The 17,783-nt window shown below is 59.0% G+C and carries 14 protein-coding genes; 9 read left to right on the forward strand and 5 right to left on the reverse strand.

Annotation, left to right across the window (positions count from 1 at the left end; genetic code table 11):
- Positions 1-6: 6 nt before the first annotated feature.
- Positions 7-1,446 carry a glutamate--tRNA ligase gene (gltX, locus tag ACVWYZ_RS05960; RefSeq protein WP_457402505.1) on the reverse strand — a complete coding sequence of 480 codons (1,440 nt, stop codon included), beginning with the start codon at positions 1,444-1,446 and terminating at the stop codon, positions 7-9.
- 234 nt (positions 1,447-1,680) lie between these two features.
- On the opposite strand from gltX, the gene ACVWYZ_RS05965 reads away from it, so the two are divergent.
- The 4 genes from ACVWYZ_RS05965 (at position 1,681) to ACVWYZ_RS05980 (ending at position 10,733) form a co-directional block, all read left to right on the forward strand.
- Positions 1,681-2,031, forward strand: a complete 351-nt coding sequence (locus ACVWYZ_RS05965) for a hypothetical protein (protein WP_011433285.1) — start codon at positions 1,681-1,683, stop codon at positions 2,029-2,031.
- Between the two features lie 111 nt (positions 2,032-2,142).
- Positions 2,143-4,932 (forward strand): cation-translocating P-type ATPase, encoded by a 2,790-nt coding sequence (locus tag ACVWYZ_RS05970; RefSeq protein WP_457466511.1) that lies wholly within the window; start codon positions 2,143-2,145, stop codon positions 4,930-4,932.
- Positions 4,933-5,173: 241 nt separating this feature from the next.
- Positions 5,174-9,466, forward strand: coding sequence for a PAS domain S-box protein (locus tag ACVWYZ_RS05975; protein ID WP_457466502.1), 4,293 nt, complete (start codon positions 5,174-5,176; stop codon positions 9,464-9,466).
- Positions 9,467-9,500: 34 nt separating this feature from the next.
- Positions 9,501-10,733, forward strand: coding sequence for a hybrid sensor histidine kinase/response regulator (locus ACVWYZ_RS05980; RefSeq protein WP_457466503.1), 1,233 nt, complete (start codon positions 9,501-9,503; stop codon positions 10,731-10,733).
- Between the two features lie 35 nt (positions 10,734-10,768).
- Here ACVWYZ_RS05980 and ACVWYZ_RS05985 read toward each other — a convergent pair whose 3' ends face one another.
- A complete protein-coding gene (locus ACVWYZ_RS05985; RefSeq protein ID WP_457439701.1) occupies positions 10,769-11,125 on the reverse strand; it encodes a HesB/IscA family protein in 357 nt (118 codons plus the stop codon).
- A 389-nt stretch (positions 11,126-11,514) separates the two neighbouring features.
- Between ACVWYZ_RS05985 and rnz the strand changes: the two genes are divergently transcribed.
- The 5 genes from rnz (at position 11,515) to dusB (ending at position 15,027) form a co-directional block, all read left to right on the forward strand.
- Positions 11,515-12,501: a ribonuclease Z gene (rnz, locus tag ACVWYZ_RS05990; RefSeq protein ID WP_457466504.1), complete on the forward strand. Its 987-nt coding sequence runs from the start codon at positions 11,515-11,517 to the stop codon at positions 12,499-12,501.
- 29 nt (positions 12,502-12,530) lie between these two features.
- On the forward strand, positions 12,531-13,394 hold the full coding sequence (locus tag ACVWYZ_RS05995; RefSeq protein ID WP_457466505.1) for an RDD family protein: 864 nt from the start codon (positions 12,531-12,533) through the stop codon (positions 13,392-13,394).
- A gap of 91 nt (positions 13,395-13,485) precedes the next feature.
- Positions 13,486-13,680, forward strand: coding sequence for a 50S ribosomal protein L33 (gene rpmG / locus ACVWYZ_RS06000; RefSeq protein ID WP_011433240.1), 195 nt, complete (start codon positions 13,486-13,488; stop codon positions 13,678-13,680).
- Positions 13,681-13,709: 29 nt separating this feature from the next.
- Positions 13,710-13,925 (forward strand): 30S ribosomal protein S18, encoded by a 216-nt coding sequence (gene rpsR, locus ACVWYZ_RS06005; RefSeq protein ID WP_011433239.1) that lies wholly within the window; start codon positions 13,710-13,712, stop codon positions 13,923-13,925.
- 16 nt (positions 13,926-13,941) lie between these two features.
- Positions 13,942-15,027 (forward strand): tRNA dihydrouridine synthase DusB, encoded by a 1,086-nt coding sequence (gene dusB, locus ACVWYZ_RS06010; protein ID WP_414375158.1) that lies wholly within the window; start codon positions 13,942-13,944, stop codon positions 15,025-15,027.
- A 71-nt stretch (positions 15,028-15,098) separates the two neighbouring features.
- Here dusB and leuB read toward each other — a convergent pair whose 3' ends face one another.
- From leuB to petB, 3 genes are all read right to left on the reverse strand, one after another.
- Entirely contained in the window at positions 15,099-16,214 is a 1,116-nt protein-coding gene (gene leuB / locus ACVWYZ_RS06015; RefSeq protein ID WP_457466506.1) for a 3-isopropylmalate dehydrogenase, read from the reverse strand.
- Positions 16,215-16,421: 207 nt separating this feature from the next.
- Positions 16,422-16,934 carry a cytochrome b6-f complex subunit IV gene (gene petD / locus ACVWYZ_RS06020; protein WP_011433236.1) on the reverse strand — a complete coding sequence of 171 codons (513 nt, stop codon included), beginning with the start codon at positions 16,932-16,934 and terminating at the stop codon, positions 16,422-16,424.
- A 98-nt stretch (positions 16,935-17,032) separates the two neighbouring features.
- Positions 17,033-17,680 carry a cytochrome b6 gene (gene petB / locus ACVWYZ_RS06025; RefSeq protein WP_041436518.1) on the reverse strand — a complete coding sequence of 216 codons (648 nt, stop codon included), beginning with the start codon at positions 17,678-17,680 and terminating at the stop codon, positions 17,033-17,035.
- Between the last annotated feature and the right edge of the window lie 103 nt (positions 17,681-17,783).

Here is a 17,783-nt window from a genome sequence, read left to right on the forward strand (position 1 = left end):
CTTCCATCAACAAGGAACCAACTTCTGCACAGCCTCTAACCGCCCCAAAGCCCAGCCCCGCCGCTGGAGAAGGGCAAAAGATTCCAGCAAATCCGGCCCCTGCAGATCCCCTGTCAGGGCGGCCCGCAAACTCTTCATCAGCAGGCCCTTTTTCATGTTCTGGCCCTTGGCCACCTGATCCACCAGCGGTTTTAAGCTGTCCGCCGAAACCTGGGGCAGCTCGGCAGCAGCCAACGTGGTGGCCATAGCAGCCATAGCCTCTGCCACCCCAGGCAGGCGCAACTGTTCCAGAGCTGGCAACGTGTAGCTGAGGGGCTCCTGAAACAAAAAGCGGCTGAGCGGAGGAGCTTCTGCCAGGCGGTCGATACCATCGGCAATCAGGCGGGCCACATCTTCTAACCAGGTGGGATCCGGCACTCCGGAAAGGTCAAACCCTGCCGCCTGCCAAAAGGGGGTGAGCCGTTCTACCAGTTCTGGCGGGGAAAGCCGCTTGATGTACTGGCTGTTGATCCAGTTGAGCTTGTCCCAGTCAAAGCGGGCAGCCGCACGGTTAACCCGGTCAAAGTCGAACAGCGCAGCCGCCTTTTCCAGAGAGAAAAGCTCTTCCCCATCTGGAGGAGACCAACTGAGCAAGGCCAAATAGTTCTTGAGAGCTTCTGGCAAAAAGCCCAGCTGCTGGAACTCCGTCACCGAAGTTGCCCCATCCCGTTTGGAGAGCTTTTTCCCTTCCGGGTTCAGGATTAAAGGAGAATGGGCGAACTGGGGAGGTTCGTGGCCAAGAGCACGGTAGAGCAAAATCTGCTTGGGGGTATTGCCGATGTGATCTTCGCCGCGAATCACATGGGTGATGCCCATGTCGATGTCATCCACCACCACCGCCAAGTTGTAGAGAGGGCAGCCATCCGCCCGGGCAATGACCATGTCTCCTCCCAAATCCTGGGTGTTCCAGGTAATGGGGCCGCGAATGAGATCCACCCAAGACACCTCTAGGGGCTCCTCGATTTTGAAGCGGATCACCGGCTGCCGACCCTCGGCTTCGTAGGCCCGTCGCTGGGCTTCGGTGAGAAAGCGGTGGCGGTTGTCGTAGCGGGGGGCTTTGCCGGCAGCCTTCTGGGCAGCGCGCATCTCCTCCAGCTCCGCCTCGCTGACGTAGCAGCGGTAGGCCAGCCCTCGATCCAGAAGCTGCTGCACCACTGCTTGGTAGCGCTCGATGCGCTTGGATTGGTAGATCGGCCCTTCGTCCCAGTCTAGGCCCAACCAGGCCAGGCCCGCCAAAATGTTGCGGGTGTAGCGGGGCAAAGAGCGGTCGCGGTCGGTGTCCTCGATGCGCAAAATGAACCGGCCACCGTGGCGACGGGCATACAGCCAGTTGAACACTGCCGTTCGGGCGGTGCCGATGTGCAGATTTCCGGTTGGACTGGGGGCAAGGCGAACACAAACACTCACAGGTCTAAGGATCCCAAGCAGAGTATCCCGATCCTAGTCGGCGGCGAGATCCTTTGTCATGTTGGCGTTCTATTGGGTTGCAGGCGGTTGCCAATCGAGGCATTTCGAGTAGAATCCGCCTTAGCTGCCGGTCAAAAGGTAGGCTTCATGGGGATCAAGGTTGACTGGCAATGTCCAACCCCCCCTTTTTTCCGGTGTTGAGGAAAAGCTGTAGCGCAGGAGGAATCACAGCACATGCGTCTGACTTTGGCCATTCTTCTGGGTTGTCTGTCCGCCGGGATCCCGATTGGATCCGCCTTGGCCCAAATTGCCTATCCTTCCTATCCGGTGGGAGATGCCCTGGATAGGATCCTGTTGGATACAGGTAGGAATGTGGATCCGGTCATTTTCCCTGAGGAGGTGGTGCGCTCCCAGGCCCGGCAGACCACCGCCTTCTTCACCACGCTGCTGAACCAACGCACCAACATCCCACCCCTGCGCTCGCTAGATTTGCCCAGCCCCTATCAGGCTTCGGTTCGTACCCAGGCCGGATATTACCGCGTCACCCAGACAGAGCCCGTTTTGGATTTTGAAATCTTGCGCTAGGCAAGGCAGGTATTCAGGGCCTACTCCAGCACCGGTCTGCTGCTGTCAGAATCCTCCTCCTGTGGGGCGGGGAGTATGTCAAAATTCGGCAAGAACCCTTGAGTGGCCGCAATGATCCCACCGGATGGATCCTCCCTTTCCTCTGTCCCTGCTTGGCATAGCCTCACCCTCGCCGCTGCCATCCAGAAGTTGCAGACCGATCCCGATCGCGGCCTCACCACTCAGCAGGTGATCCAGAGGCAGCGGCAATATGGCCCCAATGAGCTGATCACCACTTCTGGCCGTAGCTCCTGGCAAGTCCTGCTGGATCAATTCCGCAACATCATGCTGCTGATGCTGATCGCCGTAGCGGCGATCTCAGCCACTTTGGACTTGCAAGAAGGCGAGTTTCCCAAAGATGCCCTGGCCATTTTGTTGATCGTTGGCCTTAACGGTGGCCTGGGCTATTTGCAAGAAAGTCGGGCGGAAAAAGCGCTGGCGGCCCTGAAAAAACTGGCCTCCCCTACCGTGCGGGTGGAGCGGGATGGCCTGTGGCAAGAAGTTCCAGCCAGCCAACTGGTGCCGGGGGATCGCGTGCTGCTGGAAGCCGGGGTACAGATCCCAGCCGATGGGCGCTTGGCCGAGGCCGTGAACCTGCAGGTGCGGGAAGCAGCTTTGACCGGAGAAGCCACCCCTGTAACCAAACAGGCAGATTGCGTACTCCCGCCGGACATCGAGCTGGGGGAACGGCGCAACATGGCCTTCATGGGCACCGAAGTGATTCAGGGGCGAGGGATCCTCCTGGTCACCAGCATCGGGATGAATACCGAGCTGGGCAAAGTGGCAACCTTGCTGCAATCGGTGGAGACCGAGCCCACCCCGCTGCAGAAGCGCATGAGCCAACTGGGCAATGTGCTGGTGTCGGGATCCCTGGCTTTGGTGGCCTTGGTGGTGGGGATAGGGTTGCTGCAAGCCGGGAGTATGGCCCCTTTCACCTCGCTTCTGGAAACCTCCTTGAGCATGGCCGTGGCCGTGGTACCAGAGGGGCTGCCTGCGGTGATCACTGTCACCCTGGCCATAGGCACCCAACGCATGGTGCGCCGCCATGCCCTCATCCGCCGCCTGCCAGCAGTGGAAACCCTGGGATCCGTCACCACCATCTGCTCCGACAAAACCGGCACCCTCACGGAAAACAAAATGGTGGTGACCGACATCGTTACCCCCGACCGCCACTACCACGTCAGCGGCAGCGGTTACATCCCCAAGGGCTCCTTCTACTGCGGCGGCCAGCTCATGGATCCGGAGAGCGCCCCAGATTTGCAGGCCATCTTGCGGGCCGTGGTGTTCTGCAACGATGCCCTGTTGCAGGCCAGTCTCCAACCTGTTGCCGGGCGTAACCCTCGGTCTGCAGTTTCTTCTCCCCCTTCAACGCCCACCTGGTCCATCCTGGGGGATCCGACCGAAGCAGCCCTGCTGGTGGCAGCCGCCAAAGCCAACCTCCATAAAGGCTCCCTACAGGAGCGCTACCCACGGCTGCAGGAGCTCCCCTTCAGCTCGGAACGAAAACGCATGAGCGTGGTGATCCAAGAAAACGGCGGCTACTGCGTCTACACCAAGGGATCCCCAGAGCTGGTGCTGGAGCGGTGTGATCGTATCCAGAAAGGGGGCACTTGGCAGGAGCTGTCGGAAACCGATCGCCAAGCCATCCTCGGCACCAACAACCGCCTGGCCGCCCAAGGTATCCGGGTTCTGGGGGTAGCCACCCAGAGGCTAGAGCGGATCCCGGACAACGGGGAAGAGGTGGAGCACAACCTGGTTTGGCTGGGCCTGATGGGGATGCACGATGCTCCGCGACCAGAGGCACGAGAGGCCGTGGCCCGCTGCCGAGAAGCCGGGATCCGCACGTTGATGATTACCGGCGACCACCAACTGACAGCTGTTGCCATTGCCCGCCAGCTGGGCATTCTCGAGTCGGAGGATCAGGCGATTGACGGGCGTACCCTCTCCCGCTTGAGTTTCGAGGAGCTGCTGCAAACGGTACAAACCGTCAGGGTCTATGCCCGCGTCGCCCCCGAACACAAGCTGCGCATTGTCCAGGCCTTGCAAAAGCAAAACGAGTTCGTGGCCATGACCGGGGATGGGGTCAACGACGCCCCTGCCCTGCGCCAAGCGGATATTGGCATCGCCATGGGCATCACGGGCACCGATGTGAGCAAAGAGGCCAGCGACATGGTGCTGCTGGACGACAACTTCGCCACCATCGTGGCAGCCATTGAAGAAGGGCGAGTGGTCTACAGCAACATCCGCCGCTTTGTGAAGTACATTTTGGGCAGCAACATCGGTGAGGTGCTGACAGTGGCTGCTGCCCCCATCCTGGGCTTGGGGGATGTGCCGCTGACACCCCTACAGATCCTGTGGATGAACTTGGTGACCGATGGCCTGCCCGCTCTGGCCTTGGCTTTGGAACCGGCGGAGCCAGGGGTGATGCAGCGCCCCCCCTTCAACCCCAAAGAGAGCATCTTCGCCCAGGGGCTGGGAGCCTACATGGTGCGCATCGGCGTGGTTTTTGCCATCTCCACAATCCTCATGATGGTCATTGTGGAAGCCTACATCCCCCACTGGCGCACGATGGTCTTCACCACCCTGTGTATCGCCCAGATGGGCCATGCGCTGGCCGTGCGCTCCAACGAGAAGCTCACCATCGAGACCAACCCTTTTTCCAACCCCTACCTGCTGGGCGCGGTCCTGACCACTCTGCTCTTGCAATTGGCTCTGCTCTATGTGCCTTTCTTGCGCAGCTTCTTTGGCACAGAGGAGCTAACCCGCACTGAACTTTTGATCTGCTTGGGCTTTAGCACCGTGGTTATGGTCTGGGTGGAGTTGGAAAAACTCTATTGCCGCTGGCGCAAGGGATCCCGCTGAATCTTCACAATTATTTTTCACAATAAAGCATCTTCACAATAAAGAGTCTCTCTCCCTGCTGCACCCAGAAACAAAGCTTTGAGCCAAGACTCATTTCCCCAAAAAGCCACTCTTGAGGAATCCTGCCCATTGCATAGAGGCCATTTCCGCAAGTTAGCTGAGCTTCCCCTTTTGACCTCCAAGATAAGCTGGAAAGACTTGCTGGGATACTGTGGAAAGGGGGCAGGAATCTCTGGGTTCTATGCACAGAGAGCTATGGGCGGTAGGGAAAACGGTGGGCCTGGTGGATCCCTCTGGCCTTGCCTTTTGGCTGCTGGGATCCCTCTTCTTGGCTCTCCTGCTGCTCGGCCTGCAGCGGCTTTCTGTCTTGCGGAGGATCCTGAGATTTCCTTTCCAACTTCTTAGGGGCAGCCCTGGCCCAGAGGCTCGTTTTCGGGCAGCCTTGGAAGCCAGCTTGGATGCTATTTACCTGCTGGAGGCGGTGCGGGATCCCGTTACCCGCGAGATCCGCGACTTTGTCTTTGTGGATGTCAACGCCAAGGGGGAAGAGCTCATTTCCCTCCAGCGCCGGCAGATCATCGGCCAGCGGCTGTGCGAGCTGCTGCCCATCAACCGCTGGGGGGGCTTTTTTGAGAAATACAAGCGAGTGGTGGAAACCGGCATTCCTCTGGAAGAGGAGTTCCCCATTTCGGGGCAGCCGGGCTTGAAGGCCAGTTGGATCCATCACCAAGTGGTGCCGGTGGGAGACGGGATCCTCATCACCAGCCGCGACATCAGCGAGCGGGTCAAGATGGAGCGGGCTCTACAGGAAAGCGAGTCTCGCTACCGCGCCCTCTACGAGGCCATTCCCGACTTGATTTTTGAGCTCAGCGCCGAGGGAGTCATTCTTCATTGCAAGCCTTCCCCTTACGTTCCCACCCGACATCCGCCTGAGTTTTACGTGGGTCGCCGCGCCCAAGACGTGTTTACTGGCTCGCTGAAAGAGCAGTATCCATCTCTGGCGGAGGGGGCCTTGGTCAGCCAGACGCCGCAGTACCTAGAGTACGAAGTTGAGATTGAGCCGGGGATCCGCTGCTATCGGAGAGCCTGCGTTGTCGCTCACGGGAGAGACAAAGTTTACATCCTGGTGCGAGATATCACCGAGCGGAAACAGGCGGAGTTGGCCCTTAGAGAAATGGAAGCCACCCAGCGGGCCATTCTCCAAGCCATCCCCGACCTCATCCTTCGCCTGAATCGCCAGGGCATCTGCCTGAGCTTTATTTCCGGAGGCGATATCCATCTCTACACTCCAGCCGAGCAGCACTTGGGCCGATCCCCCCGGGAAATTCTGCCGCTGGAGCTGGCAGAGCAGCGGCTTTTCTATGTTCAGCAAGCCCTGGCCACCCAAACCCAACAGCGCTACGAGTACAGCATTGAAGTTCAAGGGGAGGTACGCTACGAAGAGGCCCGCATTGTCCCTCTCAACAGCCAGGAAGTCCTGGCAATCGTGCGGGATATTACAGAAGCCAAGCAGGCAGAGCTGGCCTTGAAAGCCGCTGAACAGGTGCAGCGAGCCATTCTAGAAGCCATTCCCGACTTGATCTTCCGCCTGGATAGCCAGGGCATTTGCTTGAGCTTTGTCTGGGGGGGCGAGGTTGTTCCCTATAGCTCACCCGACACCTACGTGGGCCGATCCCTGCAGGAGCTTTTGCCACCGGAATTGGCCGAGCAGCGGCTTTTCTTTGTTCAGCAGGCTATAGCTACCCAGACGCGGCAGCGCTACGACCAAAGCATCGAGATTGAAGGGGAGACCCGCCACGAAGAGGTGCGCATTGTGCCCCTCAACGCCCAAGAGGTGGTGGTGATCGTCCGGGATGTAACCGACAGGGTGCGATCCCAGCAGGCCGTCCAGGAAAGCGAGCAGAAGTTCCGGGCTCTGTTTGAGAATGCCGCTGTGGCCATCCTCATCCGTCATGCCGAGACCGGCGAGATCCTGGAGGCCAACTCCCAAGCCATTGCCGCCTACGGGTTTTTCAGCCTGGAGGAGCTGCGGGCATTCGACGCTTGCGAGCAGTCTCCCTATCGCCGGGCTTTGCAGGGGAGGGAGTTTGCCTTGCAGCCCTACTTGGAGCAGGCCCGCCAGCAGGGATCCGCCCGCTTTGAGTGGCGCTGGCAGCGGCAGGATGGCCAGGTTGTCTGGGAAGACGTGTTTGTGCAGCCCCTTGTCTTGCGCGGGATCCCGTGTTGGGTGTTTACCGCGGTGGACATCACTGCCCGCAAGTCGGCAGAAGCGGAGCTGGAGCAGTTTTTCTCGGTGGCTCTGGATTTGCTTTGCATTGCCGATGTCCAAGGGTACTTTCGCCGTCTCAACCGCGCCTGGGAGACCACCCTGGGCTATTCTCTGCAGGAGCTGCAGAGCCGACCGTTTTTGGAGTGGGTTCACCCGGAAGATGTCCCCGCCACGCAGGCGGCCATGCAGCAGCTTGTCGAAGAGAAACGGCTGGATCACTTCGTCAACCGCTACCGCACCCAGGACGGCAGCTATCGTTTCATCGAGTGGCGAGCCTCTTTGGCCGGATCCCTGGTCTACGCCGCCGGGCGGGATATCACCCTAGCCAAGCTGGCAGAAGAGCAGATGAAAGCAGCCAAGGAAGCTGCCGAAGCCGCCAGCCGGGCCAAGAGCGAGTTCCTGGCCACCATCAGCCACGAGATCCGCACCCCCATCAACGCCATTTTGGGGATGACCAGTCTACTCCTGGACACCTCCTTGGATCCGCAGCAGCAGGACTGGGTGCAGACCATCCGCTATGGAGGCGAGGTGCTGCTGAACCTGATCAACGACATCCTCGATTTCTCCAAGATCGAGTCCCAAAAACTGGAACTGGAGGAAATACCCTTTTCCTTGCCGCAGTTGGTGGAGGAGCTGCTGGATTTGATGGCCGCCCAAGCCCAGAGCAAGGATCTGGAGCTGATGGCCTGGGTGGATCCCAACCTGCCGCCAACCTTGATAGGGGATCCCAACCGGCTGCGCCAAATCCTGGCCAATCTGCTCAGCAACGCCATCAAGTTCACCCCCCAGGGAGAGGTGGTGGTGACCGTCGAGGCCGGGGAGAGGGATCCCGAAAAGCAGTGGGTAAGCGTTCAGGTGCGGGATACAGGCATTGGCATTCCCCCCGAAAAATTGGATCGCCTCTTCAAGCCCTTCAGCCAGGTGGATAGCTCCATCAGCCGCCAGTTTGGGGGCACCGGCCTGGGCTTGGCCATCAGCCAGCGTCTCTGCCAGCTCATGGGGGGAGCAATCGGGGTGGAAAGTCAGCCGGGCCAGGGATCCACTTTTCGCTTTCGCATCCCCCTAAAGAGGCCAGACCAGGAGCTGTTGCCAACCGCCGCACCGGATCCGTGCTTGGCCGGCAAGCGGGTTTTGCTGGTGGAAGACAACGCCAGTCAACGGCAGTTGCTATCCCGACTGCTGAGCGCTTGGGGCATGGAGGTAACCTGTTGTGCCTTGGCGGCAGAAGCCCAGGCTGCAGTTAGAACTCGTCCTTTTGACCTGGCCCTTCTGGATGCCACCCTGCCAGACCGGGATGGCTTGACCCTGGCGGCTGACCTGCAGACAGCGCAACCCCGCCTGTTGCCCATAGTGCTGACGGGGCGCAACTTCATCTCCACAGCAGACCCTCTCCCCACTTTGGCCAAGCCGGTCAAAGCCTCCCAACTGCGGAAGCTGCTGCTGGGGCTTGTGGGAGAAAAAGCTCCTTCCTCCTTATCTTCCTCTCCCGCCGCTCCTCCCTCCATTTGGGACGCGACCCTGGCCAGCCGCTACCCACTGCAGATCCTGGTGGCAGAGGATAACCCGGTTAACCAGAAGGTGATTCGCCTCATGCTGGAGCGATTGGGCTACCGGCCCGATATTGTCGGCAATGGCCTAGAAGCCGTCCAAGCTCTGCGCCTGCGACCCTACGATCTGGTGTTGATGGATATGCAAATGCCGGAGCTGGATGGTCTTGCGGCCACCCGTCGCATCCGCGCTGAACTGCCTCCTGAGCGCCAACCCCACATTGTCGTCCTCACGGCCAATGTGTTTTCGGAAGGCCGTGCTGCCGCCGAAGCTGCCGGGGTGGATGGCTACCTCACCAAACCCTTGGAGCCAGCCGCCCTAGTCCGGGTTCTTCAGGGATCCCTTCCCCTTCCCATCCCGGCCAGCCAAGAAGAGGATCCGCCCCTCGACCCCGTTATCCTCGCCCAGATGCGGGCAGTCTTCAGCTCTCCAGAAGCCTGGCAGGAGATGATCCAAACCTACCGGCAGGACAGCGAAGCTCTATTGGGATCCCTGCGGCAGGCCCTAGAGCAGCGGGATCCCCAAGCCATTGCTCGGTTGGCCCACCGCCTCAAAGGCGGCAGCAGCACCCTGGGCGCCAAACGTCTGGCCGAGCTGTGTCAGCAGTTGGAAAAGCTGGTTCATGCCGAGCCAGCCAGTTCTGTAAAATGGGATACTATAGAGCAAGCCCTGCAGAAGCTGGAGGTGGCATATCGGCAAGTTATCCTCAGTCTCTGAGTGCAGAGCTTTTCTCCCTCTCCTCTCGATGCCTATGCTGAAGCCCAATCCCCACCCTCCGGCCAGCTCGCCGGCGGTTCCTGAGGCCCAGCCGGGATCCCCCTCTCCTGAAAAGAAGCCGTTATTGTTGATCGCGGACGATGAGCCCAGCCAGCGACTCTTGGTTCGCTACGCCCTTGAGCGAGAAGGCTACCAAGTTCTAGAAGCCAGCAGCGGCGAAGTCTGTCTGCAGCTAGCCGCTCAACACCCAGTGGATATGGTCTTGCTGGATGCGGTCATGCCGGATGTGGATGGGTTTGAGTGCTGTCGCCGCCTCCATGCTCAAAACTCGGATCTGCCCATTCTCATCGTCACGGCGCTGGAAGATGAGTCCTGCGTGGATGAAGCCTTTGCTGCCGGGGCCAGCGATTACATTTCCAAGCCCATTCGCTGGTCGGTTTTGAAGCGGCGTATCCGTCACCTGATCCAGGCCAGCCAAGCCCAACGCCACCTGCGGGAACTTAACCAAGCCCTAGAAGCCAAAGTGCAGGAACGTACCGCCCAGCTGGCCTGCCAGGTACAGGACTTGCAGCAGCTCAGCCGCCTTAAGGATAGCTTTCTGGCCAGCGTTTCCCACGAGCTGCGCACTCCCCTCACCAAGATCAAGCTGGCCCTGGAACTGTTGGGCCGCACTCCTCTCAACGAGAAGCAGTGCCAATACCACCGCATTGCCCTGGAAGAATGTCAAGCTGAAATCGAGCTAATCAACAGATTGCTGGATCTGCAGAGCCTGGAAGCCAAGGAGTTGGGCTCTGCGGCTGCCGCCATCGATCTCCACAGCTTTTGCACAAGCCTGCTCGACGGGGTGCGAGAACGGGCTCAAACCCGGCAACTGAAGCTGGAGATGGCAGAGCTGACCTCATTCCCGGCAGTGCTCTACAGCTACCCGCAGCGGCTAACCCTGATCCTGAAGGAACTGCTGGAAAATGCCTGCAAGTTCACCCAGCCGGGCGGAACCCTCCGCTTGGAGGTGCAAGCCTTTCCCGGTGGGGTTGAGTTAAGAGTCGGCAATACCGCCCAAATCGAGCCTGACCACCTGCCCCACCTTTTCGAGCGCTTTTACCGGGTGCCCTCTGAGGATCCCTGGGCGCAGCCGGGCAGCGGCCTTGGACTGGCCTTGGTGAAGCATTGGGTGGAGTATCTGCAGGGCCAAATCCGGGTCACCAGCCAGAAGGGATGGACTTGGTTTGTCCTTTGGCTGCCCAGCCTAGAGCCCTCCAACCGTTGACGCCCAAAGGCGGGTGGGAGGCAGCGATTGAGACTTTAGTGACCAACGACAGCAGCAGTCTCAGCAGTGGCAAAGGAGGTGCCACACCCACAACTGGCGACTGCGTTGGGGTTCCTGAAGCGGAAGCCACCGCCCAGCAGATCCTCGGAAAAATCGACGGTGGTGCCGCTGATCAAGGTCATACTCAAGGGATCCACTGCCACCTGGATATCCCCAAAGTCGAAGGTATGATCGTCAGGGTTGGCCTGAGACTCGAAGTTCATCACATAAGAGAGGCCAGAGCAGCCGCTCGGCTTGACCCCTAGACGCAGGATGGGCTGGGATCCCTCTTTTTCGTACTTGCTGCGCAGGCGCTTCAACTCTTGGATGGCGCTATCGGTCAGGGTGATCATGACGAGAAGGCTCAAGGGTACGTTCTACTCCCCATCCTATCAAGGGTTTTTTCTCGGCCAGCGAGAGCATGACTCTAGTCAATAATAAGCTCAACTATACTGAAAATAATGTATAATATGTTCAGTACGGATTACTACCAGTTGATCTTTCTGTTTACTTTCGAGTCTGCCAACATGGTAGCCAAAGCAAAGCAGAAAATTGGTAGTAAGACGACACGGAAACTGCGCTTTGGGTATTCTACTCAAAGCTTTGCGGGATACCGCCATTCTGGTTGGAAACAAACAGAATGCTATCGCTGCATAGTTGAACAGTGATGTTCAGCAGTGTTCAGCGTAAATGTATCAGCAATTGGTAAGCTAGGGATCCCAATCCCTGAGGTCTTGCCCCTGTGACAGATCCCAACGCCATTCGGATCACCTTTTTGGGCACCAGCTCCGGCATGCCCACCCGCCAGCGCAATGTCTCTGGGGTGGCAGTGCAGTTTCCCCAGCGGTCGGAATGGTGGCTGTTCGATTGCGGCGAGGGCACCCAGCACCAGTTGCTGCGCCTAGATGAGCTGCGCCCCAGCCAGTTGCGCCGCATTTTCATCACCCACATGCACGGGGATCACATCTACGGCCTGCCGGGGCTGTTGGCCTCCTGTGGCTTGGGCAGCACCCCTGAGCACATCGATATCTACGGCCCGCCGGGCCTGGAAGAGTACCTGAAGGCCGTGTTGCGCTACAGCGAGACCCGGATCCCCTATGGCTTCCGCGTTCACACCGTCGAAACCGGTCTCATCCTGCAAGAGCCGGAATACTCCGTCTTCTGCGCGCCCTTGGATCACCGGGTGCCCGCCTTCGGCTACCGCGTGGTGGAACAGGATCGGCCAGGCAGCTTCAATGCAGCCAAAGCCCAAGCCGATGGGATCCCCTTTGGCCCTCTGTATGGGCAGCTCAAGGCCGGCCAATCCATCACCTGGCAGGGCCGCTGCTTTCACGGACGGGATTATGTGGGGGATCCCATTCCGGGCCGCAAATTTTCCTATTGCACCGACACGATTTTCTGCCGCAATGCTGTTGATCTCTCCCGGGCTGCGGATCTGGTCATCCACGAGGCTACCTACGCTCAGGCTGACTTGGAGCTGGCCCGCCGCTCTAAGCATTCCACCGCCGCCATGGCCGCCCAAGTGGCCGCCGAAGCCAAGGCCCAAGCTTTGATCCTCACCCACTTCAGCCCCCGCTACACCCCAGAGGCCCCCATTACCTTGGAAGACCTGCTGGCAGAAGCTCAGGCCATTTTCCCCAATACCCTGCTGGCCCGCGATCGGCTGACCTACGAGATCCCCCGTCGCAGCCCGTCCCCTCTGCCGGTGGGTGTGGGCTTGCCTCGCTAGAATGGTAGAACTGACTGTCTCAACCGGCAATGACGGATCCCAGACCCTACCCCGAACGTCCCCCATTTCCAGAGCGGCCCAAAACCGAACAACTGGATCAAAGTGCTGGCGAGTGGCGAACCTTCAGCGCTTTGCCCCCTGCCACCTCTCTGCCCCCGGTTCAAGCCGAGCGGCCAGCCCCGCAAACGGCTGCTGAGGGGGAAACCCTGCCAAAATTGGCTCCCTGGAGCAAACGAATTGGGGCTTTTGCCCTCGACTTTGGGCTGGGGCTGGGGATCTCCTACCTAGCCCAAGGCTTGGCTGCTCTGGTAGGGGCCAATGCAGGCGCCGTGGACATGACCGGCTATCTCGCCTTCTTCGCCACCTGGCTGGTGAACCGCGGCTATTTCCAATCCCGCCCTGAGGGCCAAAGCCTCGGCAAATGGCTGCTGAACATCAAAACCCTGGATCCCGAAACCGAAGCCTCGCCGCACCTGGTTCGCTCTCTGGCTCGAGAGGGAGTGCTCTCCCTCTTTGTGCTTACAGAGGCCCTGCTGGTGCCTCTGGCTGCGGATGGGCTGTTTGCCGTCTTCGACAAGGAAAAACGCCAAACCATTCACGACCGCGCCGGACGTACCCTAGTGGTGGAAGCGGAGCGGGGCTATCACCTGGATGAAAAAGTCCTGCAGTTTTTGCAGGACATCCTAGAGGGGGACGCTGCTGACGACGTCAAATCGGCTGCTCGCGACCTGCTGCGCCAAGCCCAGCGCAATGACACCGTGCGGGATCTGTCCAAGCAGTTGCAGCGCCTGAGCAAAGATGTGGATCGCAACGCCCGTAGCCTACGGCAACAAACGGGCAAGCACGTGAAAACTTGGGTTGATTCCGTCAAGGAAAAGTTGGATAATTGGTGATCGCGCTTATCGAGGTAAACCCCCATCTCCAGCCTCAGGATCTGGGATTGCAGTTTCCTCATTGCCGTTTACCTTCGTCTTGGGATCCGTCATGGCCAAAGCAAAGGGTGCCCGCATCATCATTACTCTGGAGTGTACGGAGTGCCGCACCAACGTCAACAAGCGCTCTCCAGGCGTGAACCGCTATACCACCACCAAAAACCGCCGTAACACAACAGCCCGCTTGGAGCTGAAGAAATTCTGCCCCCACTGCAACCGCCACACCGTCCACAAAGAGATCAAGTAGTTCAAGCCGTTTCGCCGTTCTCCTACTCTATGGTTTACGCTCGCCGCCGCCTGTCTCCCATCAAGCCGGGAGAACCCATTAGGTACACCGATGTTGAGCTGCTCAAGAAATTTGTTACCGAGCGAGGCAAGATCTTGCCCCGCCGCATCACCGGCCTGACCGCCAAACAGCAGCGGGAGCTCACTGCCGCGATCAAACGAGCGCGCATCATGGGTCTTCTTTACTTTGTCAACAAAGAGGGATAGCTTTCTCCGGATCCCGATGGGCCTGCAGCTTTCGCCGGAACTCCAAGCCCGCTTGTCCCAGCCCCTCAATATCGGCGGGGTGAAGGTTTTGAGTCGCGTCTTTCAGGCGCCGCTGTCAGGGGTAACCGACCAGGTCTTTCGAGGGCTGGTACGCCGTTTTGCCCCCCACAGCTTGGTCTACACGGAAATGGTCAGTGCGACCGGCTTGCACTATGCCCGCCAGTTGCCCCGCATCATGGAGGTTGGCGAGGGGGAGCAGCCCATCGGCATCCAACTGTTTGATTGTCGGCCCGACTTTCTGGCGGAAGCAGCCCGCATGGCTGTGGACGAAGGGGCGACCTTGGTGGACATCAACATGGGCTGCCCGGTGAACAAGATTACCAAAAACGGCGGCGGCTCTTCTCTGCTTCGCGATCCCGACACGGCAGCGCGAATTGTGGAGGCGGTGGCCAACGCAGTGGAGGTGCCCGTAACCGTGAAAACGCGCCTGGGCTGGTCAGATCAGGAGATCAACATTTTGGATTTTGCCCACCGTCTGCAGGAGGCAGGGGCGCAACTGCTCACCTTGCATGCCCGAACACGCGCCCAAGGCTTCAACGGCAAAGCCCGCTGGGACTGGATCCGCCGCGTCAAACAGCACCTGCGCATTCCCGTCATCGCCAATGGGGATATTTTCTCGACAGCCGCAGCGGTGAAGTGTTTGGAGGAAACCGGAGCCGATGGGGTGATGTGCTCCCGCGGCACCATGGGCTATCCCTTTCTGGTGGGGGAAATCGATCACTTCCTGAAAACCGGTCAAGAAAGACCGGCCCCCACTCCCCTGGAGCGGATTCAAATGGCCTTAGAGCATCTGCGCGGTCTCTGGGAGTACAAGGGAGAACGTGGCATCCGTCAGGCCCGCAAGCACATGACTTGGTACATCAAAGACTTTGCCGGAGCCTCTCAATTCCGTGCTCTCCTCTGTCGCATTGAGACGGTGCAGGAAGGGGAAGCCCTGCTTCTTCAAGCCATGGAGCGCTGCCAAGAAGCCACACCTCGACCGGAAGAGGCCATTAAAACCACCGAGGAGGTCGACCTTCTCCCTGAAGCCGGTTGGGCGTAGCTCCAAGGATCCCTGCAATTGGAAATCGCTGTACGGCTGCGTTGGCTGTGACCTGCGTCCCCGAAAAAAAGCTACGACGCCTGCTGCTGGGACAGGGCTGCCACCAACTTTTCTCCCATTTCCTGGCAACCCACTAAAGTCATTCCCTCAGAGTAGAGGTCTGGGGTGCGGTACCCTTGCGCCAAAACGGCTTCTACCGTCTGTTCGATGCGGTCGGCAGCTTGCGGCTGATCCAGGGAGTAGCGGAGCATCAGGGCGCCGGAGAGCACCTGGGCAATGGGGTTGGCTTTGTCTTGTCCGGCAATGTCGGGAGCCGACCCATGTACCGGCTCGTATAGGCCGGGGCCAGAGGATCCCAGAGAGGCAGAGGGCAGCATACCAATAGAGCCGGTCAGCATGGCCGCTTCATCGGAGAGGATATCGCCGAAGAGATTGCCCGTGAGGATGACGTCGAACTGCTTGGGCCAGCGCACCAACTGCATGGCGGCATTGTCGATGTACAGGTGGGAAAGTTCCACCTCCGGGTACTCAGCCGCAATGACATTGACCCGCTCCCGCCACAGTTGCGACACCTCGAGAACGTTGGCTTTGTCCACCGAGCAGAGCTTGCGCCGGCGTTTGCGGGCCAGCTCAAAGGCAACTCGGGCAATCCGATCCACCTCAGCTTCGCTGTAGACCATGGTGTTCACGCCACGCCGGGATCCCTGGGCATCCGTGAAGATTCCCTTAGGTTGGCCGAAGTAAATGCCCCCCGTCAGCTCCCGCACCACCACCAGGTCGATCCCCGAGATCACCTCTGGCTTCAGGGAGGAAGCCCCCACCAGTTGAGGGAAGACTTTTACCGGGCGCAAGTTGGCAAACAGCCCCAGCCCCGCCCTCAAGCCCAACAAGGCCCGCTCCGGGCGTTTCTCAGGAGGCAGAGCGTCATACTTGAAGTCGCCGACAGCAGCCAGATAAACGGCATCGCTCTCTTGAGCCATTTTCAGGGTTTCTGCCGGCAAGGGATCCCCGGTCTGTTCGTAGGCGGCCCCGCCGATTAGGCCCTCTTGCCACTGGAGAGCAAATCCCATCTGCCGGGCAACTGCATCCAAAACGGCTCGTCCCACCCGCATGATTTCGGGGCCGATGCCATCTCCGGCAAGGGCTGTGATCCGATAGGTTCGAGCAGTTGAAGAAGAAGTGCTCATGAGCGGTCAAGCTGAAGATGAGGGCGTAGAGATACTACCATTTCGGCGGACTTGCCCATCCCTTGGCACACAGGTTTGCAGACAACTTCTCCAAAAAGCTCTCCAAAAGAGAAAGTGCAGCCCGGCCACCGACCTGCTGCACTCTGATGGTGATTCTGATGGTGATGATGACGATCAACCCATCAAGCGGGAGTCCCAGATGTTCTTTTAGAACAAGCCCAAGGTGACCCACTTATCCAAGGGCAAGGTGGCACCTATGCCCAGGTAGAGGGTGACCAAGGTGCCGATCAGGAACACCGTTGTCGCCACTGGGCGGCGCAAGGGGTTTTGGAACTTGTTGACGTTTTCGATGAAGGGCACAAACAAGAGACCCACAGGAATGGCAGACATCAGAGCAATTCCCAACAGCTTGTTGGGAGCAATCCGCAGGATGTGGAAGGCGGGGTAGAGATACCATTCCGGCAGAATTTCCAGAGGCGTAGCAAAGGGATCCGCCGGCTCACCCACGCCTGCCGGATCCATAACCGACAGGCCAACGATCACTCCAATAGTGCCCAGGATCACCACCGGAAACATAAAGAGCAAATCGTTGGGCCACGCAGGCTCGCCATAGGTCATGTGGCCCATGTTTTTCTTCAGCTTGGCTACAACTTTGGGGTTGTCTAGATCAACCTTGCGGGTAATGGCCTCGGTCGCTATCACCTGTTTTGAGACAGCCATGAGAGTTCTCCTTATCTAGGGACAAAAGTTCTGAAAAAGGGGCAGTTAGAGATCCCATTTGCCGGGACGGTCAAAGACTGCTGGGAGTCAAACCTTGCTCACAAAGGCCCAGAAATGCCTTGGCGGCGGATCATCAAAAAGTGCATGGTCATAAAGACTGCGGTCAGCCAGGGTAGCACGAAAGTGTGCAAGCTGTAGAAGCGAGTCAGGGTAGCTTGACCAACCGCTTCGCCACCCCGGATCAGTTGCACCAACAAGTCGCCCACCACCGGAATGGCACTGGGCACACCGGAGACGATCTTGACCGCCCAGTAGCCCACCTGATCCCAGGGCAGGGAGTAGCCGGTAACGCCAAAGGAGACGGTCAGCACCGCCAAGATCACGCCGGTTACCCAGGTCAGCTCACGGGGCTTTTTGAATCCCCCTGTCAGATAGACCCGGAAGGTGTGTAGGATCATCATCAGCACCATCATGGAGGCGCTCCAACGGTGGATGGAGCGCAACAGCCAGCCGAAGTTCACCTGGGTCATGATGTAGTTCACCGATTCAAAGGCCTCAGCCACCGTCGGACGATAGTAAAACGTCATGGCGAAGCCGGTGGCAAACTGAATTAAGAAGCACACCAGCGTCACCCCGCCGAGGCAGTAGAAGATGTTAACGTGAGGCGGAATGAATTTCCCTGTTGCGTCGTCGACGAAAGGCGTAATCTCCAGCCGCTCGTCCAACCAGTCGTAAACTTTGCTCATAATGCCTGCAATTCTTGAAATTGGATGTCGAGGGCGGGGCAAGCCCACTCTCCTCAGCAATGTAACACAATCTTTTAACACTATCCTGGCGCCGGGCTCAGCT

Source organism: Thermostichus sp. MS-CIW-37 (assembly GCF_054060065.1).